At 48.4% G+C, this 23,674-nt stretch carries 19 protein-coding genes, 1 tRNA gene and 1 other RNA gene; 10 read left to right on the top strand and 11 right to left on the bottom strand.

Features of this window, described 5'->3' with window-relative positions; genetic code table 11:
- Window positions 1-38: 38 nt before the first annotated feature.
- A complete protein-coding gene (gene csgB / locus J4613_RS00435; RefSeq protein ID WP_000791655.1) occupies window positions 39-494 on the bottom strand; it encodes a curli minor subunit CsgB in 456 nt (151 codons plus the stop codon).
- A gap of 754 nt (window positions 495-1,248) precedes the next feature.
- Here csgB and csgD point away from each other — a divergent pair.
- Genes csgD through csgG form a run of 4 tightly spaced genes read left to right on the top strand, consistent with a single transcriptional unit; the run spans window position 1,249 to window position 3,602 of the window.
- Window positions 1,249-1,899, top strand: a complete 651-nt coding sequence (gene csgD / locus J4613_RS00430) for a biofilm master transcriptional regulator CsgD (RefSeq protein ID WP_000481519.1) — start codon at window positions 1,249-1,251, stop codon at window positions 1,897-1,899.
- Between the two features lie 4 nt (window positions 1,900-1,903).
- A complete protein-coding gene (gene csgE / locus J4613_RS00425) occupies window positions 1,904-2,299 on the top strand; it encodes a curli production assembly/transport protein CsgE (RefSeq protein WP_000833307.1) in 396 nt (131 codons plus the stop codon).
- 26 nt (window positions 2,300-2,325) lie between these two features.
- The gene (csgF, locus tag J4613_RS00420) at window positions 2,326-2,742 is read left to right on the top strand and encodes a curli production assembly/transport protein CsgF (RefSeq protein WP_001264073.1); all 417 of its coding nucleotides are present in this window, start codon (window positions 2,326-2,328) and stop codon (window positions 2,740-2,742) included.
- 26 nt (window positions 2,743-2,768) lie between these two features.
- Complete coding sequence (gene csgG / locus J4613_RS00415; RefSeq protein WP_001137620.1) at window positions 2,769-3,602, top strand: curli production assembly/transport protein CsgG; 834 nt, start codon at window positions 2,769-2,771, stop codon at window positions 3,600-3,602.
- Window positions 3,603-3,640: 38 nt separating this feature from the next.
- Here csgG and J4613_RS00410 read toward each other — a convergent pair whose 3' ends face one another.
- From J4613_RS00410 to ghrA, 4 genes are all read right to left on the bottom strand, one after another.
- On the bottom strand, window positions 3,641-4,123 hold the full coding sequence (locus J4613_RS00410; protein ID WP_001546652.1) for a DUF1097 domain-containing protein: 483 nt from the start codon (window positions 4,121-4,123) through the stop codon (window positions 3,641-3,643).
- A gap of 100 nt (window positions 4,124-4,223) precedes the next feature.
- Window positions 4,224-4,778 carry a molecular chaperone gene (locus J4613_RS00405; protein WP_001001890.1) on the bottom strand — a complete coding sequence of 185 codons (555 nt, stop codon included), beginning with the start codon at window positions 4,776-4,778 and terminating at the stop codon, window positions 4,224-4,226.
- A 23-nt stretch (window positions 4,779-4,801) separates the two neighbouring features.
- The gene (locus J4613_RS00400; RefSeq protein ID WP_000283643.1) at window positions 4,802-5,539 is read right to left on the bottom strand and encodes a phosphatase; all 738 of its coding nucleotides are present in this window, start codon (window positions 5,537-5,539) and stop codon (window positions 4,802-4,804) included.
- 84 nt (window positions 5,540-5,623) lie between these two features.
- Window positions 5,624-6,562 carry a glyoxylate/hydroxypyruvate reductase GhrA gene (ghrA, locus tag J4613_RS00395; RefSeq protein ID WP_000402551.1) on the bottom strand — a complete coding sequence of 313 codons (939 nt, stop codon included), beginning with the start codon at window positions 6,560-6,562 and terminating at the stop codon, window positions 5,624-5,626.
- A gap of 235 nt (window positions 6,563-6,797) precedes the next feature.
- On the opposite strand from ghrA, the gene J4613_RS00390 reads away from it, so the two are divergent.
- Window positions 6,798-6,885 (top strand) — tRNA-Ser (locus tag J4613_RS00390).
- Window positions 6,886-6,933: 48 nt separating this feature from the next.
- A non-coding RNA gene (locus J4613_RS00385) (RtT sRNA) lies at window positions 6,934-7,069 on the top strand.
- 150 nt (window positions 7,070-7,219) lie between these two features.
- On the opposite strand, the gene J4613_RS00380 is transcribed toward J4613_RS00385, so the two are convergent.
- The 4 genes from J4613_RS00380 to J4613_RS00365 all read right to left on the bottom strand — a co-directional run bounded on the left by J4613_RS00380 (window position 7,220) and on the right by J4613_RS00365 (window position 11,804).
- Window positions 7,220-8,326 carry a Gfo/Idh/MocA family oxidoreductase gene (locus tag J4613_RS00380; RefSeq protein ID WP_000988585.1) on the bottom strand — a complete coding sequence of 369 codons (1,107 nt, stop codon included), beginning with the start codon at window positions 8,324-8,326 and terminating at the stop codon, window positions 7,220-7,222.
- A gap of 10 nt (window positions 8,327-8,336) precedes the next feature.
- A complete protein-coding gene (locus tag J4613_RS00375; protein ID WP_000560758.1) occupies window positions 8,337-9,617 on the bottom strand; it encodes an MFS transporter in 1,281 nt (426 codons plus the stop codon).
- A 282-nt stretch (window positions 9,618-9,899) separates the two neighbouring features.
- Window positions 9,900-10,592: an oligogalacturonate-specific porin KdgM family protein gene (locus tag J4613_RS00370; RefSeq protein ID WP_023209868.1), complete on the bottom strand. Its 693-nt coding sequence runs from the start codon at window positions 10,590-10,592 to the stop codon at window positions 9,900-9,902.
- A 45-nt stretch (window positions 10,593-10,637) separates the two neighbouring features.
- Entirely contained in the window at window positions 10,638-11,804 is a 1,167-nt protein-coding gene (locus J4613_RS00365) for an N-acetylneuraminate epimerase (RefSeq protein WP_080083252.1), read from the bottom strand.
- 505 nt (window positions 11,805-12,309) lie between these two features.
- On the opposite strand from J4613_RS00365, the gene J4613_RS00360 reads away from it, so the two are divergent.
- From J4613_RS00360 to J4613_RS00350, 3 genes are all read left to right on the top strand, one after another.
- A complete protein-coding gene (locus tag J4613_RS00360) occupies window positions 12,310-12,990 on the top strand; it encodes an N-acetylmannosamine-6-phosphate 2-epimerase (protein ID WP_000054243.1) in 681 nt (226 codons plus the stop codon).
- Between the two features lie 328 nt (window positions 12,991-13,318).
- Window positions 13,319-14,815, top strand: a complete 1,497-nt coding sequence (locus J4613_RS00355; RefSeq protein WP_000628085.1) for a sodium:solute symporter — start codon at window positions 13,319-13,321, stop codon at window positions 14,813-14,815.
- A gap of 285 nt (window positions 14,816-15,100) precedes the next feature.
- The gene (locus J4613_RS00350; protein WP_000433673.1) at window positions 15,101-15,982 is read left to right on the top strand and encodes a MurR/RpiR family transcriptional regulator; all 882 of its coding nucleotides are present in this window, start codon (window positions 15,101-15,103) and stop codon (window positions 15,980-15,982) included.
- Window positions 15,983-16,087: 105 nt separating this feature from the next.
- On the opposite strand, the gene phoH is transcribed toward J4613_RS00350, so the two are convergent.
- Both phoH and putP read right to left on the bottom strand, forming a co-directional pair.
- Window positions 16,088-16,876, bottom strand: a complete 789-nt coding sequence (phoH, locus tag J4613_RS00345; protein WP_000533527.1) for a phosphate starvation-inducible protein PhoH — start codon at window positions 16,874-16,876, stop codon at window positions 16,088-16,090.
- 892 nt (window positions 16,877-17,768) lie between these two features.
- Window positions 17,769-19,277 (bottom strand): sodium/proline symporter PutP, encoded by a 1,509-nt coding sequence (putP, locus tag J4613_RS00340; protein ID WP_001018467.1) that lies wholly within the window; start codon window positions 19,275-19,277, stop codon window positions 17,769-17,771.
- A gap of 421 nt (window positions 19,278-19,698) precedes the next feature.
- Here putP and putA point away from each other — a divergent pair, with 421 nt between their 5' ends.
- Window positions 19,699-23,661, top strand: coding sequence for a trifunctional transcriptional regulator/proline dehydrogenase/L-glutamate gamma-semialdehyde dehydrogenase (gene putA, locus J4613_RS00335; RefSeq protein ID WP_023241226.1), 3,963 nt, complete (start codon window positions 19,699-19,701; stop codon window positions 23,659-23,661).
- Window positions 23,662-23,674 lie beyond the last annotated feature (13 nt).

The following is a 23,674-nucleotide window of genomic DNA, read 5'->3' as shown; positions in this document are numbered from 1 at the left end:
AAAACCCCCATCGGATTGATTTAAAAGTCGTAACGGTATTAGCGTTGGGTGACGCGAATAGCCATATGCGACTGTTTCTGCACTACAACTGCTGTTTTCTGCGTACCGTACTGGGTAATATTGGCCTTATTTCCAGAACCTTTCTGGATAATAGCCGCACTATTACCGTAAGCGCTTTGCGATATACTGGCATCGTTGGCATTGCCCGTTTGCTCAATATACGCAAAGTTATAATTCCCTGCCTGGTCGACTTTCGCCCGATTATTTCCTCCTTCTTGTGAAATAACGGACAATAGTTTTGATCCTTCCTGGCGTACTCTGGCACTATTATCCGTGCCGACTTGACCAATAATGGCCGCCTGATTAAATGAAGACTTGCTTAATTCATTTACCGCAAAATTATACTCTGAACGAGCCAGATCATAATTTGTCGCGGTTGCAATCCCAGGCGCACCCAGTATTGTCAACATCATAAATAACAATTTGTTTTTCATGCTGTCACCCTGGACCTGGTCGTACATAGCGAAAATTATCTATTACTTTGTTAGCGACATGCGTTTTTTGTTAACGCGTCGTTACGATGAAGAGTATGTCCGTGGAAACATTTTTAATAACTCACCCACGCGTGGTATTTTGTTATTTAAGCTCATACCAAAGTACTAATAAAACGATAGCCATGTGATTTTTTATAATTGATTTTTGGCCACAGAAGAGAGTGTATCGCGAACCCAAAAAATGAAGTGTTGGTGTGTGTTATGCCGCCATGGGGATGTTCTTATGCTTCCCATGGGGGGCAATACGCACAAGACGTGACACACTTCGTTTTTTTTGTCTTTGTGCTGTCCAGGTTAATGCCACGTCTCAAATTTTAAGAAAAAATAAAATCAAAACATAACATATAATAATTAAAATGATTAAAAATCAATGAATTATTATAATTTGTATGATTTTTTAAATCTATGCAATAACAGCGAAATGTACAACTTTACTATCAAATCTAAACTTCAAAAAAACCCAAAAACAACATTTTAATATATATTTTTACATCTTGTTACAAGTTTAACACTTGCTTTAAGATTTGTAATGGCTAGATTGAAAACAGTTAAAAGTATTTTCGTAAATATTTTTCTCTTTCTGGATAATGGGCTATTTCAACCCACAGCAGTGCAACATCTGTCAGTACTTCTGGTGCCTTTATTTTATGGGGGCAGCTGTCAGATGTGCGATTAAAAAAAGTGGAGTTTCATCATGTTTAATGAAGTCCATAGTAGTCATGGTCACACACTATTGTTGATCACAAAGCCATCTCTGCAAGCTACGGCATTATTGCAACATTTAAAGCAATCGCTGGCCATAACCGGAAAACTGCATAATATTCAACGTTCTCTGGAAGATATCTCAGCCAGTTGCATTGTTTTAATGGATATGATGGAAGCGGATAAGAAGCTTATCCACTATTGGCAGGATAATTTAAGCCGCAAAAACAATAATATAAAAACATTATTGTTAAATACCCCTGACGATTATCCCTACCGTGAAATTGAAAACTGGCCTCATATTAACGGCGTGTTTTACGCCACTGAAGACCAGGAACACGTGGTCAGCGGATTACAGGGTATTCTGCGGGGCGAATGCTATTTTTCACAAAAATTAGCCAGTTACCTGATTACACACTCAGGAAATTACCGCTACAACAGCACCGAGTCCGCATTACTCACTCATCGCGAAAAAGAGATCCTCAATAAGTTACGTATTGGTGCCTCTAATAATGAAATCGCCAGGTCGCTATTTATCAGCGAGAATACGGTTAAGACACATCTTTATAATCTTTTCAAAAAGATAGCTGTCAAAAATCGCACCCAGGCAGTTTCATGGGCAAACGATAATCTCAGGCGGTAAGGCCATGAAACGCTATCTGACCTGGATTGTAGCAGCAGAGTTACTGTTCGCTACCGGAAACCTGCATGCCAATGAAGTTGAAGTCGAGGTTCCCGGATTGTTAACCGACCATACCGTCTCTTCGATAGGACATGAATTCTATCGTGCATTCAGCGACAAATGGGAAAGCGAATACACCGGCAATCTGACCATTAATGAAAGACCCAGTGCGCGTTGGGGAAGCTGGATAACCATAACGGTAAATCAGGACGTTATTTTCCAGACCTTTTTATTTCCAATGAAAAGAGACTTCGAGAAAACCGTCGTCTTCGCATTAGCGCAAACAGAGGAAGCATTAAATCGCCGACAAATAGATCAAACGCTATTAAGTACGAGTGATTTAGCGCGTGATGAATTCTAAAACATGATTTTTATCCGGAGGCTGTCATGCGTGTTAAACATGCAGTAGTGCTGCTCATGCTTTTTTCGCCATTAACCTGGGCTGGAAATATGACGTTCCAGTTCCGTAATCCTAACTTTGGTGGAAACCCCAATAACGGTTCCTTTTTATTGAATAGCGCCCAGGCGCAAAATTCATATAAAGACCCCGCTTATGATAACGATTTTGGTATCGAAACCCCCTCAGCGTTGGATAACTTTACGCAGGCTATTCAATCGCAAATTCTGGGCGGCTTGTTGACCAATATTAATACCGGGAAACCAGGACGTATGGTGACCAACGATTTTATTATCGATATCGCTAATCGCGACGGACAGCTCCAGCTCAACGTCACGGACAGAAAAACGGGAAGAACCTCGACCATCGAAGTGTCAGGTTTACAAACTCAGTCAACCGATTTTTAAGCTACAGTCACTAAAGGATATAAATCATGCCGCGCTTACTTATTTTGGTTGCCGTTTTATTGTTGAGTGGATGCTTAACTGCCCCGCCGAAACAAGCTGCGAAACCGACATTAATGCCCCGCGCACAAAGTTACAAAGATTTGACGCACTTACCTGCTCCCACCGGTAAGATCTTTGTTTCGGTATATAACATTCAGGATGAAACGGGCCAATTTAAACCTTACCCGGCAAGTAACTTTTCTACGGCTGTGCCGCAGAGCGCCACCGCTATGTTGGTCACCGCGCTGAAAGATTCGCGCTGGTTTATCCCACTGGAACGACAAGGCTTACAGAATCTTTTGAATGAACGGAAAATTATTCGCGCAGCCCAGGAAAACGGCACCGTGGCGATGAATAACCGTATCCCGCTTCAGTCGCTGACGGCGGCAAATATTATGGTGGAAGGTTCTATTATTGGTTATGAAAGTAACGTCAAATCCGGCGGGGTCGGCGCAAGATATTTCGGTATTGGCGCCGATACGCAGTATCAGCTGGATCAGATTGCTGTCAACCTGCGCGTGGTTAACGTCAGTACGGGCGAGATCCTTTCTTCGGTGAACACCAGTAAAACGATCCTTTCCTATGAAGTACAGGCAGGCGTGTTCCGTTTTATTGATTACCAGCGCTTACTGGAAGGCGAAATCGGCTATACCTCGAACGAACCGGTGATGCTGTGTCTGATGTCAGCCATTGAAACCGGCGTTATCTTCCTCATTAATGATGGTATCGATCGCGGACTGTGGGATTTGCAGAATAAAGCGGACAGGCAAAATGATATTCTGGTGAAATACCGTGAGCTGTCAGTACCGCCAGAATCCTGATCAATACGACAAAGCGTGGGGAAGAACCCCACGCTTTTTTATTTTGTGACCGCCGTATTCGCTGAATGTTGCTCGCGGCGTGATGCCAGCCATAGCCCACTATTTTTCATGGCATAGCCAAAGATTAGCCCCAGCGCCAGCGACGGTAATACCAACCGCCAGTCACCCTGCCCTGCAAATGTCGCGCAGGCGCCGATAAATGTTCCCGGAACAAAAGAAAGCAATAGCTGCTTTGCCTGGATACACATCAGGAATGCCACGATCCCCGTCAACACGTAACTGACAATTTCCAGATGCGGCGCCAGCGCGCTACCGTGAATAATGACCAGCGCCCACACCATACCGCTTAACAGCGTACAGGCGGAAATCAACAATCCCTTAAAGCCGCCCTGCGGACAGGCGAAATAAGCCGTACAGCCTAAAAAACCGGCCCAGCTTAGTAACCCCAGGGAGACGGCCACCCATCCCCATATTCCAGAAAGGATGCCCGTCGTGATAGCAATAGAAAGAAGTATGTTCATGGCGCGCATCATAACAGAAAAGCGGCACATTAATGAGATCGCGCACACATTTTATGCAATGATGTAAAACTCGTTGCAGTTAATGGTGATTTACATCACATTATTCTTCATCTTCTTCCTGAAGTTCATCCCACATGGCCCCTATCGCATCACGCGTTAGCGGCGCCAGAGTGCGCCAGAATGGCGTAACGGCATGGGCTTCAACTTTACCGAGGAAGGTATTGCACCAGGGAAGCAGATAATCGGCAAATAAGGTTTCCAGCGCTTCACTTTCATCTTCGGCAGACTGATCTTCCAGCCAGGAGGCCGCGAGCAATAAAGTGCCAATGTGATCGGCAGGCGTATCGGCCAGCGGCATCCCTCGCGACGTTAAAAAAGCGCGCACCTCAGACTCTTCCGCGCCTTCGACCCACGCACTGCGGTATGGCGCTACCGCGCACTCTTCCCCAACAAATAACGCATTGTAATCAGTGGAAATCTGCGTGATATCGCAGCTTTTCTGTAAACGCGCCAGCATGTCATCCTGCTCCAGCGGCCAGTTTGCCGCCAGTTTACCTTCACGGATTAACGTAAACAGCGGAACCAGTAAAGGATCTTGCGGTTGGCGGTAATACAACGATCCCAGCACACGGCACAGGATTGAAAACTCATTCATTGATATCTTCCCGTAAATAACGATTAAAGTTCGGCAAATTCCGGTACAGGCGCCATACCGCGTGATTCGAGAAAGGCCAGTAAGCGCTGCGGCGAGACGTTCAGGATTCGATCTTCCGGAAAATTCACCGCATCCAGAATTTTCCGGCATTCGGTGAAATCGCCAAGCGTAAAGGCCGTATGGGAATCAGATCCTAACGCTACCCAGCCTCCTGCATCGCGTACGGCGGCAGCGACCGCGCGGCAATTATCTTCGCTTCCTTTACGCGAATGCAGAAAAGAAGAGTTGTTGATTTCCAGCGCTACATGGTGTTTCGCCGCCGCCTGCGCGATGGCTTTAACCTCCACTGGATACTTTGGATTTCCGGGGTGACTAATTATATGCACCTTGCCGCTGGCGATGGTCGCGATCATCGCCTGGGTATTGGTTTCTTTATCATGCGGCGCAAAAACGGGCTCATGAAAGCCTGCGATAATCAGATCCAGCGAGTCGAACATCTTTCCGGAGCAATCAATTTCACCGTTAATGTTCTTGATATTCGCCTCAATGCCACGCAGTATCCCCACGCCGTCAACCAGACGCGGCCAGATGCGCATGTTAATAAAATGCCAGTGATGCGGCGCATCTTCCATGTCCGGACCATGATCGGTAATCGCAAAAAGTTTAATGCCTTTGCGTTTGGCTTCCGCGATATAATCGCTCAGAGTACTGTAGGCATGAGTGCTGGCGACGGTATGCATATGCAGGTCAACGGGATACATTGCTCTCTCCTGTAGTCATTTCCGACAAGGATAGCAGGTATCGCCAGCGTTTTTTAGCGAAACCCGGCCCGCGCCGGGTTGATGTCAATATCCTCTCGCCCGATCCACCTGCCCCGTCACCGGCTCTCCCTTCTCCAGTTGGGTAATGGTGCGGCTAATATAATCGATGGCTTCCGCCGGACGGGTGACTGCCGCAATGTGCGGCGTCATGGCGACTCGCGGATGGCGCCATAATGGACTTTCCTGCGGTAACGGTTCCTGGCTAAAGACATCCAACATCGCGCCTTTTAGCTTACCGCTATCAAGCGCAGCCAGCAGATCCGCCTCCTGAACATGCACGCCGCGCGCGAGATTCAACACGTAAGCGCCATCCGGCAATTGATCCAACAATTCGCTATTAATAATTCCTACCGTTTGGGCCGTATTCGGCAGCAGATTAATCAGCACCCGCGTCTGGTTCAGGAAAGCGTGCAGCTCTTCACGCCCAACATAACTTTCCACGCCAGGCCAGGATTTGCGGCTACGACTCCAGCAACGTAACGGGAACCCCCACGCCTGTAGACTTTCTGCCACTTTTGCGCCCAGTACCCCTGCGCCCATGATACCGACGCTAAACTCTTCGCGGGTATATTCCGGCAACGGTTTCCATAGCGCCTGATTTTTCAGCGCCTGATAATCATCGAAACGACGGAACCAGTGTAATACCTGACTTACGGCATATTCCTGCATTTGCAGGCCCATTCCGGTATCTTCCAGACGGAATAGAGGAATGGAGGCGTCCAGCATTTCCGGATGCGCATTTAATTTACTCAGAATTGCATCCACCCCCGCGCCCAGCGCAAAGACGGCTTTTAAGCGTCTTCCGGCCAGCATTTCAACCGGGGGCTGCCATACAAGCGCATAGTCTGCGGGGTTGTTATCACCGACCTTCCATTCACGAACGCGCGCATGTGGGAGAGCCTTCTCCAGCGCATTTACCCACCAGGCGGCGTTAAATGTCGGGTGATAAAAAATTATCTCCATGTTATCTCCTGAGCAGTATGGTGCGGAATGTGATTGCGCCTGTTATCAGCGTTTTCAACGGGATGTGCAGCATAGCAAATTTCCCGGCGCGGGCAAAAAAAGCAGTTTTCGCTTATTAAAACCACAGATTGGTGGAAGTTTGTATAAACGCGCTTTTTTTTAAAAAAGTTGATTGACGTAGAAAAGATATTTCCCTACATTAGCGCCCGTTCCAGTAATGCTGGAGCGACAATTTGGTGAGGTGTCCGAGTGGCTGAAGGAGCACGCCTGGAAAGTGTGTATACGGCAACGTATCGGGGGTTCGAATCCCCCCCTCACCGCCATATTTAAGTTGAGAGCCTGTACAGAAGTACGGGCTTTTTGCTTATATGTATCCCCCAAACTAAGGGGGGATGAGAACCACCGACCGGGGTTCGACAACTGGCGCAGCCAGTTGGACAGACGACGAGCTTGCGAGGAGACTGCCCGAAGGGCGAGCGCAGCGAGTCAATCCCCCCCTCACCGCCATATTTAAGAAAGAGCTCGTACGAAAGTACGGGCTTTTTTTTCACATATGACCCGTCCATTGCCGGATGGCGGCACAGTTCACGGGCGCCTTATCCAGTCTACATAAGCGCAGCGCCACCGGCCAATAACACCACCATCCGGCTTTAAATTTTAGCCAAGAATTTCAGTGAGTTTAACTTTGCGCCCCTCGTTTGAAGAAAGCGTCGCAGCATCAGCGGTAGCAATGGCATTTGTCGCCGCTTCTCCCGTTAGCAATTTAGCAAACTCCTCGCCTGGCTCCAGACCGTTTATCACATCATGCAAGTACTGCATCTCCAGTTTCATAATTGATGAGAGCCACATCGGCGTACGTTTACCGGGTTTACCATAAGCGATTGCGCCATCCATCTCGCTGGATATGTTACCGTTGCGACGATCATCATCCTCCGCCTGGCTTTCATGCACAAGAAAGTGTGTTTTTTTGCCCGCTTTTATTAGATAACCAGCCGTGTTTTGCATATCAATGAGAATTGCACCTGTCGTGCCCTCAATTAATACATAGTGCTCAGGGTAGTGGAACGATGATCCCCACTGAAGTGTCGCGAAACGACCGCTTTCAAACTCAAGGGTGATTAGGACAACATCATCTTCATCACCAAATTTTTCACCTTTGTGCGCAACATTCCCCGCCGCCATTGAAACCAGGGATGGGGTTTCATCCATGATGAACAGTGTACAATCTAGCTCGTGAATGTGATGGTACAGATGCCCACCTGACTTTGCGCGAATCTTCTTCCATGAGATCTCATCCTGCACGTCTTCAAAACCATTACGTTTAGTGTGAACTTGTGTAACTTCACCAATTTCACCAGCTTTGATGAGCGCTTTAGCGTGGCGAACCCCGTGAAAAAAGTTCATAACGTGACCCGCCATAAAGGTAACACCAGCTTCTTTGCAGGCATCAACCATATCCTTACAATCCTGGTAATTTAAGGCGATAGGTTTTTCACAAAACACGTGTTTACCCGCTTTAGCCGCCGCAATGACTGGCGCTTTATGTAAGTAATTTGGTGAAGCAATAATTACGCAATCCACATCAGGATGGGAACAAAGCGCCTCCATCGTTGCAGTGGCGACACAGTTCAACTCTTTCGCTATCGGAGCCGCATTTACCGGATCGTAAATCGCAGTGATTTTCGCCCCTTCAACCTTAGACATAAATCGCGCCAGTTCAGCGCCAAAATAACCTGTACCTACAACACCGTATTTCGTCATCATTTATCCTCTATTAAAATTCTTTTGTTGATTGAAAACTTTCACGACGTGCTTTTAGTCTATCCGGAATGGATAGGCCAATAATGAGTAGAATTGTTGCGGTCCAGAAAGCAACAATGAACGTTAGCGCAGCGCCTAGCCCCATTGTTATTCCAAGCCAGGTCGCCGCCATTGAATTGAATGTGCCTGATGTCGCAGCAAGATTATAAATCAGCCCGGTACCCAAACCACGAACCTCAAGAGGAAAGTAGTCGTAGAGAAATTTGGGAACCAACCCGCCAACACCTACGTTAGTCGCCATTAAACCGAATAAACATGCGCCCAGCAGTAAATAATTATCTTGCGGAATTCTGAATAACGGGAAAATGAATAAAAAGGACATGAGAAGACCAATGCTGAACGTTTTCTTCAAACCAATTCTATCTGCGCACAGCCCCCAAACGATATTTCCCAATACAGTGCCGAATGCCGCCGCCGTCATTAAATTAGAGACCACGCCCGTATCAAAGCCCTCTCCCGCCAAATATGTAGGCAGTAGACCAAAGATCGGCCAGTTTGCGCCGAAAATAGAGAACAGAACAATAAATACACATAATGTCAGTGGAAATTGAGCTCGATTAAATAGCCCTTTCATTGACAAAGAGAAAACTGACCAGGCACTTTGTGAATGCTTTCCGGGACCACTGAGTTTAGCTTCTTCCCACTCTTTAGATTCAGGAGCCCTGGCCCGGATGTAGATTACTAAAAGAACGGGTAGCAAACCGACAAAAAAAGCAGCACGCCAACCATACGCTTCGGCAAATGACGGCATAAAATAGGCTGCTATGATGTTACCAATACCGAAACCTGAAACCAGAAATGCGCTCGCTTTAGATTTTAAATGCTTTGGCCAACTTTCCACGGCATAAGTAGAAGCGCAAGCATACTCCCCCGCCATCCCCATACCGACAATGAAGCGACTAAGCGTCAGCATAATTACACCGGAAGCCAGGCCACTTAACCCTGTACCTACAGAATAGGCAACTATCGACCACATCATTAACGGCTTACGGCCAAATTTGTCTGCCAGCAGACCAAATAGCGCCCCGCCAAATGGTCGCCCAATAAAGGCCGCTGTGGCAAGGAATGCGCCCTCCATATCTGTCAATCCTAAGTCAGCCTTGATCAGATACATAATGTAGAAAATCAGCATAAAGTCGAAGCCATCAAAAACGTAACCCAGCCATGCTGAAAATAAAGCATTTTTTTGTGGACGTGTTATCTCGCTATACCACGGGAAGAATTTTGCTATCACAATAAAACCCTTATTTGCTGTTACCGTCTGAAATGCTTACGGAATTAATTTTTAAGTCATATCAATTGCCGAATAAGACACTATCAATCGGCACTTTCCGACAACCGCCTGAGATCGTAGCTATGTAAGGCGTATATTCATTGTTTATCATCCTTGTTCGTAGCTACGTTAAGGACGTGAATACTCAAGACAAAGTCTAACGTTCTGTAACGTAGCTACGGGCTATAAGATTATCGATATGAATACTAAGCAAAGATTAGTACAGTAACTCTTTAACCTTTCTCAAAAGTGGTATTGTAATCCAACGCGATAACGGGTCTGTCTCTCATCGGTATTATTTCTCACCGCTACATTTCCGACCTCAACGTATGGTGTAAATGACTTATTCAGTTTCCAGGCTAAAGCCACATTATGTTCATAGTTTGTTTTTTTGTTATCAAATTTAATTTGATCGCTATCCATCCAGGTAAAGTTATATTCTAATTTCAACTCATCAAAAACATAACCTATATAAGTATCAAATCTATTCGTTTTCTCATCATCACTATAGTTAGCTGTCTTCCTTGCATAGTCATAACGGTAACGACCAGCCATATAAACACCAGAATCAAAATTATATTGCCCCCTTAAATAAGGCTTATAAATTGAAGTGTCTGGACCGCTTTCAAATATAAATCCAGGCTGCAAAACAAATTTGTCCGTAACTTTATAATTATAACTTACGCCCAGTTCTATAGCGTTTGCGACGAGATCGCTTAAATGCTTATCCTGCTCACCATCTACTCCTCCCGATTTAACGCTGGCATCGACATAAAAACCAATGCCGTTAGGAAGCTTTTCAATTATAGCAATACGATCTTTATTAATTCTGGTTCTATCAGCATATTCATGCCGATAATCAAGGGTTGCCGCTTGTAGATATGATGAAAATGCTATAAACGAAACCATACCCAGAAGATATTTGTTGATTTTCATAAAATACTCCGCTCATCAATTAACTTTATTTTTGTATTTAAAAAATTATTTTATTAATAAATTACCATCACGCATGGTAAAGGAGGTTACAGACGAAACAGGTTTCCCTTTAGCATTTTCACCACCAATAAGGAAAACTTCATCACCATAACTTACTGATACACCATAGCCGAGAGGTTGTTTCATTTTACCCATATATTGCCAATGGCCATTAACAAAACCATAGACTTCATCTCGCCATTTTTTATTTATTCCTTCGTGGGAATAAAACTTTCCATTGGTATAATTTTGTTTTGCTCCCGGAAAATTCGCGCCACCACCGACAAGCAGGACACCGTGACTATAGCCCGAAAATGCTCCGGCCAACCCTTCTTGCTGTTGTTCTCCAGGCGATGGCGGTAACTGGCTGTTCTTCAACCATGTTAGCTTGTCGTTATCCCACATGGCGCGGTAAATCACATCGGTACGTAAACCCGGTTTGAGCTCACCATTAATCAGCATCAGGAAATTATTTTCCATTACCGATGACGATCCTGCCGTCCCCGCGTCTGGCAGCTCACCGGCATTCTTCCATGTGTTCTCTTTAGCATTGTAGATAAATACGATTTTATTAAAAAAATAATCTTTGGCAGGTTTATTAAAATAATTATAGATGACTTTATTTTTTTCACTTTCATCCGCAGCCGCAGCCGCAGCCGCTATATCAATAAAATACTTATCAAAGATATGCTCATTAACCCCTCCGGTAATAAGTACCATCGTTTCGTTTAATTTTACTCCCGTATGCCCTGTTAATCCAACTGGAGATATAGTGTCAACTTTTTGCCATGTATTTTTCACCGGTGAGTATTTGTACACATCGCTATAAACCTGCAACGGTGATTCACTGTTTTTTTTCCCTACGCCACCAAAAACATAAAGCTCATCATTTAAAAATACCGACACGGATTGCTCACGAGCTCCACCAGGAAACGACTTTATACGCTCCCAGTCTTTATGTTGCTTTTTAAGATCAATTTTATACCAGGATGTCCCTGCGGTACCTAAGCCGACATAAATCACGCCATTATTATCAATAGCGCCAGTACCATTTTTCAGTGGTTCTGGTATATCAGGAAGCGTCGTTGCATATCCTGATGTGGTGATAGCGACTGATAAACATAGCGCCATTAGCGTCATCATTTTCTTAAAATTTTTCATCTGCATCCCCATGCGAAGAAATACAATTGGAGTAAAGCTTCATCATTAGTGATCTTATGGTGCACAATTTCAACAATGATAATGACAAAATGTGACCAAGCGCTAAAAATAATTACATGGGGTTATCATGTGCGAGGTAAAAGCACACCATGGTGATGTCAGAAGTGATTATGGGTGACCTGTTATGGTCAAACTCATTAGTGATAGCATTCGAATAAATACAACAAGAATTATGTGATGCATTTCATACTGGCTATCCCGTGGCGTATAAGCTCTTTCTGAGCATTTTATCTTTATGCCGGAAGCAGTTAATAAAATACAGCATGCTGCCGTCAGAGTGAATTGTATTTGTCTTGTAGCTTCAGGTTATAGCCTCAAATCCGCTGGCGCAGTAATTGAATGACAAACATACCTTATGACTGTGTTCACATTTTTCTATCTTTTTGCTTGATGCGGCAACGCTCCACAACATAATATAAAACGGAGTAAAACTTCAAAATATATAAGGCGGAACTGGATGTCACTATTAGCCAGGCTGGAACAAAGTGTACACGAAAACGGTGGGCTGATTGTCTCATGCCAACCGGTACCAGGCAGCCCTATGGATAAACCTGAAATTGTGGCTGCAATGGCACAGGCAGCGGCTTCGGCGGGTGCGGTCGCTGTGCGCATTGAAGGCATTGAGAATCTGCGGACTGTTCGTCCCCATCTTTCTGTTCCAATTATTGGGATAATTAAACGTGACCTTACAGGGTCGCCAGTCCGTATCACTCCCTATTTACAGGATGTTGACGCCCTGGCGCAGGCAGGTGCCGATATTATCGCTTTTGATGCCTCATTCCGCTCTCGCCCGGTTGATATTGATAGTTTACTGACACGTATTCGCCTGCATGGATTACTGGCGATGGCAGACTGTTCAACCGTGAATGAAGGCATAAGTTGCCATCAGAAAGGAATCGAATTCATTGGTACAACACTGTCTGGCTATACCGGCCCCATCACACCGGTTGAGCCAGATTTGGCAATGGTGACACAACTGAGCCATGCAGGTTGTCGTGTTATTGCCGAGGGGCGCTATAACACGCCTGCACTGGCGGCCAATGCTATTGAGCATGGTGCCTGGGCAGTTACCGTTGGTTCCGCTATCACCCGTATCGAGCATATCTGTCAGTGGTTTAGTCACGCAGTAAAACGCTGAACAGGAAAAGAAAATGAACACGCTTACTATTGATATTTATGTCTCAGAGAATAACCCGACGTTAATAATGCTATCGGCAAATACGATCCCCAGGCCTGAAGCCTGTTTGAACACAATATCGGATAGCTGCTATTTCAGGTATCCGGCAGGACATACGTCTTGGCATCAGGAGCATAAATGCTCTGCCTTTTACATCTCATGATTAGCGTCATTGAGATTAACAAAAACTATTACTTGATCTGAATATCGTATCGTCTGAATGATGGGAAGATAAAAATACACAGACGATGACCGCAACTCTACTCAAAACCATAAGCAGGAAAGAACTATGATTACACATTCTTTCGGCATCGTTAATTATCTTGTATTATTTGGCTACCTCCTGGCCATGATGTTAGTCGGTGTCTATTTTTCCAGACGGCAAAAAACAGCAGACGATTATTTTCGCGGTGGTGGCCGGGTTCCTGGTTGGGCGGCTGGGGTCAGTGTATTTGCTACTACGTTAAGCTCAATTACATTTATGTCAATTCCTGCCAAAGCGTTTACTTCCGACTGGACGTTTATCATTGGTCAGTATCTGGCTATCGCAATTTTACCGCTGGTTTTTTATTTCTATATTCCGTTTTTTCGGAAATTGAAAGTCACATCAGCCTATGAATATCTCGAAGCACGGTTCGATGTGCGCTGCCGTCTATTCGCCAGCATGTCATTTATGTTGTTTCATATCGGACGTATCGCCATTATCACTTTCCTCACCGTGCTGGCCTTGCGCCCCTTCATCGCTATAGACCCGGTGATTTTGGTACTGTTGATTAGCGTGATGTGTATCATTTATACCTGGATGGGTGGAATTGAAGGAGTAATATGGACTGATGTTATTCAAGGCCTCTTACTTTCTGGCAGCGCGATACTGATTTTTATAGTGATATGTCTCAAAGTCCAGGGCGGCATTGGTGAAATTTTTACGGTGACGCAGCAGGCGGATAAATTCTTTCCGGCTACGCAGTTCCACTGGAGCTGGACGGAAAGCACAGTACCTGTATTGATGATTGGTTTTCTGTTTGCCAATATTCAGCAATTTACTGCCAGTCAGGATGTGGTCCAACGCTATATCGTGACTGACTCCATAGAGGAAACGAAGAAAACATTACTTACAAATGCCAAACTGGTTGCTGTGATCCCTGTTTTCTTTTTTGCTATCGGCTCGGCATTGTTTGTCTACTATCAGCAACATCCACAATTATTACCGGCGGGATTCAACACTGGCGGCATTTTACCCTTATTCGTGGTCACCGAAATGCCAGTCGGCATTGCAGGGTTGATAATCGCCGCTATTTTCGCTGCCGCGCAGTCCAGCATCTCCAGCAGCTTAAACAGCATTTCCAGTTGTTTTAATTCCGATATCTATCAGCGTTTGAGTCATAAAAAAAGAACGCCAGAAAACCGTATGAAAATAGCTAAGTTAGTTATTCTGGTAGCGGGCCTGATAAGTAGCGCGGCCTCGGTATGGCTGGTCATGGCCGATGAATCAGAAATCTGGGATGCATTTAATAGTCTGATAGGTCTGATGGGAGGGCCAATGACCGGTCTGTTCATGCTGGGCATTTTCTTTAAACGAGCAAATGCCGGGAGTGCGGTTTTAGGAATTATTATCAGCGTCATTACCGTGCTGGGCGCACGCTATGCCACTGACCTTAACTTCTTCTTTTATGGGGTCATTGGCTCGCTAAGCGTGGTGATCAGCGGCGTTATTTTCGCCCCGTTATTTGCCCCGGCACCGCCATTGACGCTGGATGAAAAACCTGAACCAAAGGTGACATTATGATTTCATGATACCACGCTATACCGACACAGCACACGGTGACGCCAACGCCCGGGGCGACAATACCGGGCCAGATATAAACCATCCGACAGATGGCGCGCTATAAACACCGTAAGAGCAAACAGATTACTCTCCAGTGATGTTCTGTCATAAGTTGGCAACGCGATGTAAATATTCCCCCTCCTTTACTTACATCGCGCTTTTTTTCATGCCGCAGACTTGATAGGCTCTGCTCTGTTCGATATTGCAGGCTTTGTGCCGCAATCAGCCCTCAAGAGCAGGAACTATATGGAGCCTCAACCCCCACGTCTTAAACCCGGAAAAATCCTTGACACTCTGGGTGCTATGCAAAAAAGCCTGACACGTGCCTCCCAGCGTATTGCGCAATATATTTTAGCCTTCCCCAGACAGGTGACACAGTCATCTATTGCCGATTTGTCGCGCGACACACAGGCCGGAGAAGCCACGGTTATTCGCTTTTGTCGCACCCTGGGCTATAAAGGTTTTCAGGATTTTAAAATGGACCTGGCCATTGAACTTGCCACTACCGAGTCTGATGACAGTAGTCCTCTACTGGATGCCGAAGTTAGCGAATCCGACGATGCCCACGCCATTGGTTTAAAATTGCAGAACACCATTAGTAATGTATTGTCTGAAACGCTAAATCTGCTTGATATGCAACAGGTTCTCGGTGTCGTGGACGCCCTACGTCACTGTCACTCAGTTTATATCTTTGGTGTGGGCTCATCGGGGATCACGGCGCTGGATATGAAACACAAGCTAATGCGTATTGGTTTACGGGGCGATGCGGTAAGCAATAACCATTTTATGTACATGCAGGCTACGCTATTAAAAGCAGGCGATGTCGCGATGGGTGTCAGTCACTCGGGCACATCGCCAGAAACAGTGCATTCACTCCGATTGGCCCGACAGGCTGGCGCCACCACTGTCGCCATTACCCATAATCTGGGTTCTCCATTATGTGAAGAGGCCGATTTTTGCCTGATCAATGGTAATCGGCAAGGAATGTTGCAGGGTGACTCGATCGGTACGAAAGCCGCGCAGCTTTTCGTCTTTGACCTGCTCTATACCCTTCTTGTACAGTCCTCGCCGGAACAGGCCCGAGAAAGCAAATTACGGACAATGAATGCCCTGGACATGACAAAATAATTCCCTTCACGTACAGGCGTCATTTTCCTTTTTTGTCCATGAGTCTGCTGGACGCTTTATAGACAACAAAGCCCGGTCTCCCGGGCTCTGAAAGTCAATGCTATATTAGCTGTATGCGTGGAGCGTTCGCTGACAAAGCGCCGAGCGCACGCAGTCGTCTTTGTTGAAATGCACAATCCCTACCATTTCATCTTCTTCAAAGCGTTCCAACGCATCGCTCAATCCGGAACGCACGCCGCGCGGCAGGTCGCATTGCGTAATATCGCCATTGACAATGACCGTGACATTTTCGCCTAATCGCGTCAAAAACATTTTCATTTGCGCCGCAGTCACATTTTGCGCCTCGTCGAGGATCACGACCGCATTTTCAAAAGTACGCCCACGCATATAGGCGAACGGGGCAATTTCTACCTTACCGATTTCCGGGCGCAAACAATATTGCATAAAGGACGCGCCCAACCGTTTAAGCAGGACATCGTAGACGGGACGAAAATAAGGCGCGAATTTTTCAGCGATATCACCGGGCAAAAAACCAAGATCTTCATCAGCCTGCAATACCGGACGCGTCACAATGATCCTCTCGACGTCCTTATGAATCAATGCTTCTGCCGCCTTTGCCGCACTGATCCATGTTTTTCCACAGCCGGCTTCGCCGGTCGCAAAAATAAGCTGTTTACTGTCGATAGCGTTCAGATAATGCGCCTGTGCTTCATTTCGCGCCTTAACAGGCGAGGTATCGCGACTATCGCGCGCCATGCCAATGGCTTCTACTCCGCCCATCTGTACCAGTGACGTGACCGATTCTTCTTCACGTTGCTTATGACTACGCGAATCTCGTCTCAACACACGCTTTGCTTCACGACGAGCTTTGATCACTGCTTTTTGTCTTCCCATGGATAGCACCTTGAGTTGTAGGTATACATCACCCGCGTTCTCTTGAACGCGATTATGCGCACACACATCTGAGGGTTGGCTTCCTTGTAAGCCTTAGCTTGCTTTTTGAAACGACGCCACACACGGCTACGCGCACCACATATGACGTCATGGGTATGGACAGTAAGAGAAATGATGAGAGCTTTTAAGGTGACAAGATCACCACCGGAGAGAGAATGTCCGTACAGAGTGTTGTAACTACTGTAAACAATGTGTCCTGGTGCGGACATTACCATTCGCGATCTCCATAGTGAGTGACCATCACTGCCGGGGAACTACCGCTATTACTACTAAGTACAACACAAAACATCAATAATGCAACAATATATTTACCAAACATTAACCAAACATTATTGCGTCATTGTCAGTCTCTTACAGAAAGATTACACGATTATTTCATCGGCAGGAGACTAAAAAAGATAATCATTAGCTACTGCGGGTATTAATGGTGAAACCACCCATAACCCATTGAATATTCAACATATAAAAGGTTAAAATGGAGTAATTAACGTGTCCTCTCTCCCATCGCTAAAACGGCATTATTTATGCAAAATTTTGTGCGGCATACTTACGCCGGTAACGCTGACTCGTTTTAATTTTTGTCATTACTCTATTGCGCCAAGGCTATTGGTACCATTAACAGGCGATTTCATATATGGCCAGTTAGTGATTACTCGAGACGTATTACGCCCGCGTTAACGGCGCTCAAGGGCTAAAAATAGTTTGAGAGTGCGTCCTCATTTACCTGAACATCTTCAGTCATTCGGTCCGGGACTTATCAGAGGACCAGGCAGGCGTATAACGCCGCCTGGTAAAATATGTCCGATGGCAATAATGCTATCGGACATGTCGGTTATTCCGCCTGTAGCTTCGACGGCGGCGCGGAATGATAATGCGCGTCCGCTTTTGCAAAGCGTTCCTGCATCGCTGCTGTCGGCGCTTTGCCAAGCAGGCTAAAGATTACGATCCCCAGGCTGCCGAAAATGAAGCCAGGGATGATCTCATACAGATCCAGCCAACCATATTGTTTCCAGACGATAACCGTCACCGCGCCAATAATCATTCCCGCCAGCGCGCCGTTACGTGTCATACGCGACCACATCACAGAAAACAGGACAACAGGTCCAAATGCCGCGCCGAATCCAGCCCAGGCGTAGCTCACCAGCCCCAGCACACGGTTATCGGGGTTCGCCGCCAGCGCAATGGCGATCAGCGCTACCACCAGCACCATCACTCGCCCTACCCATACCAGCTCTTGCTGGCTGGCGCTTTTACGCAGAAAAGCCTTATATAAATCTTCCGTAATCGCGCTGGAGCATACCAGCAACTGACAGCTCAACGTCGACATCACCGCCGCCAGGATAGCAGACAGCAGAACACCGGCAATCCACGGGTTAAACAGGATCTGCGCCAGTTCAATAAATACGCGTTCTGAGTTTTGGTTCACCGCCCCGGCCAGCGCGGGGTTATTGTTAAAGTACGCAATGCCAAAGAAGCCCACCGCCACCGCGCCCGCCAGACACAGAATCATCCAGGTCATACTGATACGACGCGCATGAACAATACTGTGATGGGAATCCGCCGCCATAAAGCGCGCCAGGATATGCGGCTGACCGAAGTAACCCAGTCCCCAGCCCATCAGAGAAATAATAGCGACAAAATTCAGCCCCTTGAGCATGTCGACATTCTCGATGCTCTTTTGCTTGATTACCTCCAGCGACTCGCTAAAACCGCCTACGCCGACAATAACCATCACCGGCGTCAGGATTAACGCAAAAATCATCAGGCTGGCCTGAACGGTATCCGTCCAGCTAACGGCAAGAAACCCGCCGATAAAGGTATAAATAATGGTTGCCGCGGCCCCCGCCCACAGTGCGGTTTCATAGCTCATACCGAAGGTGCTTTCGAACAGTCGTGCCCCAGCGACAATACCTGATGCGCAATAGATAGTGAAAAACAGCAGAATGACCAGCGCGGAAATAATACGCAGGACTCGGCTCTTATCTTCAAACCGACCGGTAAAATAGTCCGGTAGCGTGAGCGCGTTATTGTTAAATTCGGTATGCACGCGCAGGCGCCCGGCCACCAGCTTCCAGTTAATCCATGCGCCTAACGTCAGGCCAATGGCGATCCAGCTTTCAGAGATCCCCGACAGAAAGATAGCGCCAGGCAGCCCCATTAACAGCCAGCCGCTCATATCCGACGCGCCGGCTGATAAAGCCGTAACAAACGGCCCCAGACTGCGACCGCCAAGAATATAGTCATCAAAGTTTTTGGTAGAGCGCCAGGCGATAAACCCAATCAATATCATGCCAAAAATATAGACACAGAATGTCACCAACATCGGTGTGCTAATAGCCATCAAGGTTCTCCAAATTTATTTATTGGCACTACCGTAGCGTGCCGTTTTGTACCCTGCCGGAACGTGGCAAGGGTGTTATGTTTACCAGGGCGACCGTATCCTGCCGGAAGCGGTGGTTATTCACAATCGATTTAACACACCATTTACATCAAATTTGATTGCAGAGGGATACTATTTTTCTCCAGGTTGCACTCTCTCACATTTTTTGCGGTTGCACCTTTTAAAAGTGTTAACTACCGCAGAGAAAATAAATCCAGATGGTTTTCCCCGTCAGACTCCCACTTTCTTTTTTTAACAATTTATTCATTTTTAAGCTTGCAACGCAGGTCACATTTAACGCGGTTGCACAAAGTTGCAACATAGTGGATATTTTCCGCTAACTATTGGTTAGCAGATAGAGCGAATAACAGGAGTAGAGGGTATGGGAACCACCACGATGGGGGTTAAGCTGGACGACGCCACGCGCGAACGGATCAAAATGGCCGCGTCGCGTATCGATCGCACGCCGCACTGGTTAATAAAACAGGCAATCTTTAGCTATCTGGACAAGCTGGAAAATAGCGATACGCTACCGGAGCTACCTGCGCTGTTTGCCGGCGCGGCAAATGAAAGCGAGGAGCCGGTCGCGCCGCAGGATGAGCCGCATCAGCCCTTTCTGGAGTTTGCCGAACAGATTCTTCCCCAATCCGTCTCTCGCGCCGCCATCACCGCCGCCTGGCGCCGCCCGGAAACCGATGCAGTGTCAATGCTAATGGAACAGGCGCGCCTGTCGCCGCCTGTCGCTGAGCAGGCGCATAAACTGGCGTATCAACTGGCGGAGAAATTGCGCAATCAAAAATCCGCCAGCGGTCGCGCGGGTATGGTGCAAGGCCTGTTGCAGGAGTTTTCCCTCTCTTCGCAAGAAGGCGTTGCGCTGATGTGTCTGGCGGAAGCGCTGCTGCGTATTCCCGACAAAGCTACGCGCGATGCGTTAATTCGCGACAAAATCAGTAATGGCAACTGGCAGTCGCATATTGGCCGTAGCCCGTCGCTGTTTGTAAACGCCGCTACCTGGGGGCTGCTCTTTACCGGCCGACTGGTCTCAACGCATAACGAAGCCAATCTTTCGCGCTCGCTGAACCGCATTATCGGCAAGAGCGGCGAACCGTTAATCCGCAAAGGCGTCGACATGGCGATGCGTTTAATGGGCGAGCAGTTCGTGACTGGCGAAACCATTGCTCAAGCACTGGCGAATGCCCGAAAACTGGAAGAGAAAGGGTTCCGCTATTCTTACGATATGCTGGGCGAAGCCGCGTTAACCGCCGCCGATGCGCAGGCCTATATGGTCTCTTACCAGCAAGCGATTCATGCCATCGGCAAAGCGTCTAACGGTCGCGGTATTTACGAAGGGCCAGGCATCTCGATTAAGCTGTCCGCCCTGCATCCACGCTATAGTCGCGCGCAATACGATCGGGTAATGGAGGAGCTTTATCCGCGCCTGAAATCACTGACGCTGCTGGCGCGCCAGTATGATATCGGTCTCAATATCGACGCCGAAGAGGCGGATCGTCTGGAGATCTCGCTCGATCTGCTGGAAAAACTCTGCTTCGAACCCGAACTGGCGGGCTGGAACGGCATTGGCTTTGTGATCCAGGCTTACCAGAAACGCTGTCCGCTGGTCATTGATTATTTAGTCGAACTGGCCTCCCGTAGCCGCCGGCGGCTGATGATTCGTCTGGTGAAAGGCGCCTACTGGGATAGCGAAATCAAACGCGCGCAAATGGAAGGGCTGGAGGGCTATCCGGTTTATACTCGCAAAGTGTATACCGATGTCTCTTATCTGGCCTGCGCGAAAAAACTGCTCGCCGTCCCTAATCTGATCTACCCGCAGTTCGCGACCCATAACGCTCACACACTGGCGGCGATTTATCATCTGGCCGGGCAAAATTACTATCCGGGTCAGTACGAATTCCAGTGCCTGCACGGCATGGGCGAACCGCTGTATGAACAGGTCACCGGTAAAGTGGCGGACGGAAAACTTAACCGTCCCTGCCGTATTTACGCGCCGGTGGGAACACACGAAACCCTGCTGGCCTATCTGGTACGACGCCTGCTGGAAAACGGCGCCAACACCTCTTTTGTCAACCGTATCGCCGATGCCACCCTACCGCTCGATGAACTGGTGGCGGACCCGGTCGAGGCCGTGGAAAAACTGGCGCAGCAGGAAGGTCAGGCTGGCATACCGCATCCGAAAATTCCGCTGCCGCGCGATCTGTACGGCGAAGGTCGGATAAACTCCGCCGGACTTGATTTAGCGAATGAACATCGCCTCGCCTCGCTTTCTTCTGCCCTGTTAAGCAACGCCATGCAGAAATGGCAGGCCAAACCTGTGCTGGAACAACCGGTGGCCGACGGTGAGATGACGCCGGTTATCAACCCGGCGGAACCGAAAGATATTGTTGGCTGGGGACGCGAAGCGACAGAAAGCGAGGTTGAACAGGCATTGCAAAACGCGGTCAATCAGGCGCCGGTTTGGTTTGCGACGCCGCCGCAAGAACGCGCCGCTATTTTGCAGCGGGCGGCGGTATTAATGGAAGACCAAATGCAGCAGTTGATTGGCCTGTTGGTGCGTGAAGCGGGGAAAACGTTCAGCAACGCCATTGCCGAAGTGCGCGAAGCGGTAGACTTCCTCCATTATTATGCCGGTCAAGTGCGTGACGATTTCGATAACGAAACGCATCGCCCGTTAGGGCCGGTAGTCTGCATCAGTCCGTGGAACTTCCCGCTGGCCATTTTCACCGGCCAAATCGCCGCCGCGCTGGCGGCAGGTAACAGCGTTCTGGCGAAACCGGCAGAGCAGACATCGCTGATTGCCGCCCAGGGCATTGCCATTTTGCTGGAAGCGGGCGTACCGCCGGGCGTCGTGCAACTGTTGCCGGGACGGGGAGAAACCGTCGGCGCCCAGCTTACCGCCGATACGCGTGTACGCGGCGTGATGTTTACCGGCTCCACGGAGGTCGCGACGTTGTTGCAGCGCAACATCGCCACGCGTCTTGACGCCCAGGGCCGCCCTATTCCGTTGATTGCGGAAACCGGCGGTATGAACGCTATGATTGTCGACTCTTCCGCGCTCACCGAGCAGGTGGTCGTGGATGTGCTGGCTTCCGCTTTCGACAGCGCCGGACAACGCTGTTCCGCGCTCCGCGTGCTGTGTTTGCAGGACGATATCGCCGAACATACGCTGAAAATGTTACGCGGCGCGATGGCGGAGTGTCGGATGGGGAATCCAGGCCGTCTGACGACCGATATCGGGCCGGTGATCGATAGCGAGGCCAAAGCCAACATTGAACGTCACATCCAGACGATGCGCGCCAAAGGCCGCCCGGTTTTCCAGGCCGCACGTGAAAACAGCGATGATGCGCAGGAATGGCAGACCGGTACGTTTGTTATGCCCACGCTTATTGAGCTGGAAAACTTCGCAGAACTGGAAAAAGAGGTCTTCGGGCCCGTGCTGCACGTCGTGCGTTATAACCGTAACCAACTGGCGGAGCTTATCGAACAGATTAACGCTTCCGGCTACGGGCTAACGCTGGGCGTACATACCCGTATTGATGAAACCATTGCGCAAGTCACCGGTTCCGCCCATGTCGGCAACCTGTACGTTAACCGTAATATGGTGGGCGCGGTCGTCGGCGTCCAGCCGTTTGGCGGCGAAGGCCTGTCCGGCACCGGGCCAAAAGCGGGAGGACCGCTCTATCTCTACCGCCTGCTGGCACACCGCCCGCCCAATGCGCTCAATACGACGCTGACTCGTCAGGATGCGCGTTACCCGGTAGATGCGCAGCTTAAAACCACGCTACTCGCGCCGTTGACCGCCCTGACGCAATGGGCGGCGGATCGCCCGGCGCTACAGACGCTCTGCCGACAATTCGCCGATCTGGCGCAGGCCGGCACGCAGCGCCTGCTACCGGGGCCGACCGGCGAGCGCAATACCTGGACGCTGTTGCCGCGTGAACGGGTATTATGCCTGGCTGATGACGAACAGGACGCGTTGACGCAGCTTGCCGCTGTTCTCGCCGTCGGCAGTCAGGCGCTATGGTCAGACGACGCCTTCCACCGCGATCTGGCGAAACGTCTCCCCGCCGCCGTCGCGGCGCGTGTCCAGTTTGCGAAAGCGGAAACGCTGATGGCGCAGCCGTTTGACGCGGTGATTTTCCACGGCGACTCCGACAAGCTGCGAACCGTGTGCGAAGCCGTCGCCGCCCGCGAAGGCGCGATAGTGTCGGTACAGGGTTTCGCCCGCGGCGAAAGCAATATGCTGCTGGAACGGCTCTATATTGAACGTTCGCTGAGCGTAAACACTGCCGCCGCTGGCGGTAATGCCAGCCTGATGACAATTGGCTAATACTGTGGTTAAT

The sequence above is a fragment of the Salmonella sp. 32020114201800008SM genome (assembly GCF_017572025.1).
In the GTDB taxonomy this organism is placed as follows: Bacteria; Pseudomonadota; Gammaproteobacteria; order Enterobacterales; family Enterobacteriaceae; genus Salmonella; species Salmonella enterica.
Note: the sequence above shows the minus strand (reverse complement) of the source record. Positions and strands in the feature narration are given on the sequence as shown.

What these genes read in the sequence shown, in the direction of transcription:
- J4613_RS00410 (WP_001546652.1), bottom strand. Translation starts at nt 4,123, where the DNA reads ATGAACATACTTCTTTCTATTGCTATCACGACGGGCATCCTTTCTGGA.
- csgB (WP_000791655.1), bottom strand. Translation starts at nt 494, where the DNA reads ATGAAAAACAAATTGTTATTTATGATGTTGACAATACTGGGTGCGCCT.
- J4613_RS00400 (WP_000283643.1), bottom strand. Translation starts at nt 5,539, where the DNA reads ATGTATCCCGTTGACCTGCATATGCATACCGTCGCCAGCACTCATGCC.
- ghrA (WP_000402551.1), bottom strand. Translation starts at nt 6,562, where the DNA reads ATGGAGATAATTTTTTATCACCCGACATTTAACGCCGCCTGGTGGGTA.
- csgF (WP_001264073.1), top strand. Translation starts at nt 2,326, where the DNA reads ATGCGTGTTAAACATGCAGTAGTGCTGCTCATGCTTTTTTCGCCATTA.
- J4613_RS00405 (WP_001001890.1), bottom strand. Translation starts at nt 4,778, where the DNA reads ATGAATGAGTTTTCAATCCTGTGCCGTGTGCTGGGATCGTTGTATTAC.
- phoH (WP_000533527.1), bottom strand. Translation starts at nt 16,876, where the DNA reads ATGGGAAGACAAAAAGCAGTGATCAAAGCTCGTCGTGAAGCAAAGCGT.
- J4613_RS00355 (WP_000628085.1), top strand. Translation starts at nt 13,319, where the DNA reads ATGATTACACATTCTTTCGGCATCGTTAATTATCTTGTATTATTTGGC.
- csgE (WP_000833307.1), top strand. Translation starts at nt 1,904, where the DNA reads ATGAAACGCTATCTGACCTGGATTGTAGCAGCAGAGTTACTGTTCGCT.
- csgG (WP_001137620.1), top strand. Translation starts at nt 2,769, where the DNA reads ATGCCGCGCTTACTTATTTTGGTTGCCGTTTTATTGTTGAGTGGATGC.
- putP (WP_001018467.1), bottom strand. Translation starts at nt 19,277, where the DNA reads ATGGCTATTAGCACACCGATGTTGGTGACATTCTGTGTCTATATTTTT.
- csgD (WP_000481519.1), top strand. Translation starts at nt 1,249, where the DNA reads ATGTTTAATGAAGTCCATAGTAGTCATGGTCACACACTATTGTTGATC.
- J4613_RS00365 (WP_080083252.1), bottom strand. Translation starts at nt 11,804, where the DNA reads ATGGGGATGCAGATGAAAAATTTTAAGAAAATGATGACGCTAATGGCG.
- J4613_RS00350 (WP_000433673.1), top strand. Translation starts at nt 15,101, where the DNA reads ATGGAGCCTCAACCCCCACGTCTTAAACCCGGAAAAATCCTTGACACT.
- J4613_RS00380 (WP_000988585.1), bottom strand. Translation starts at nt 8,326, where the DNA reads ATGATGACGAAATACGGTGTTGTAGGTACAGGTTATTTTGGCGCTGAA.
- J4613_RS00370 (WP_023209868.1), bottom strand. Translation starts at nt 10,592, where the DNA reads ATGAAAATCAACAAATATCTTCTGGGTATGGTTTCGTTTATAGCATTT.
- J4613_RS00360 (WP_000054243.1), top strand. Translation starts at nt 12,310, where the DNA reads ATGTCACTATTAGCCAGGCTGGAACAAAGTGTACACGAAAACGGTGGG.
- putA (WP_023241226.1), top strand. Translation starts at nt 19,699, where the DNA reads ATGGGAACCACCACGATGGGGGTTAAGCTGGACGACGCCACGCGCGAA.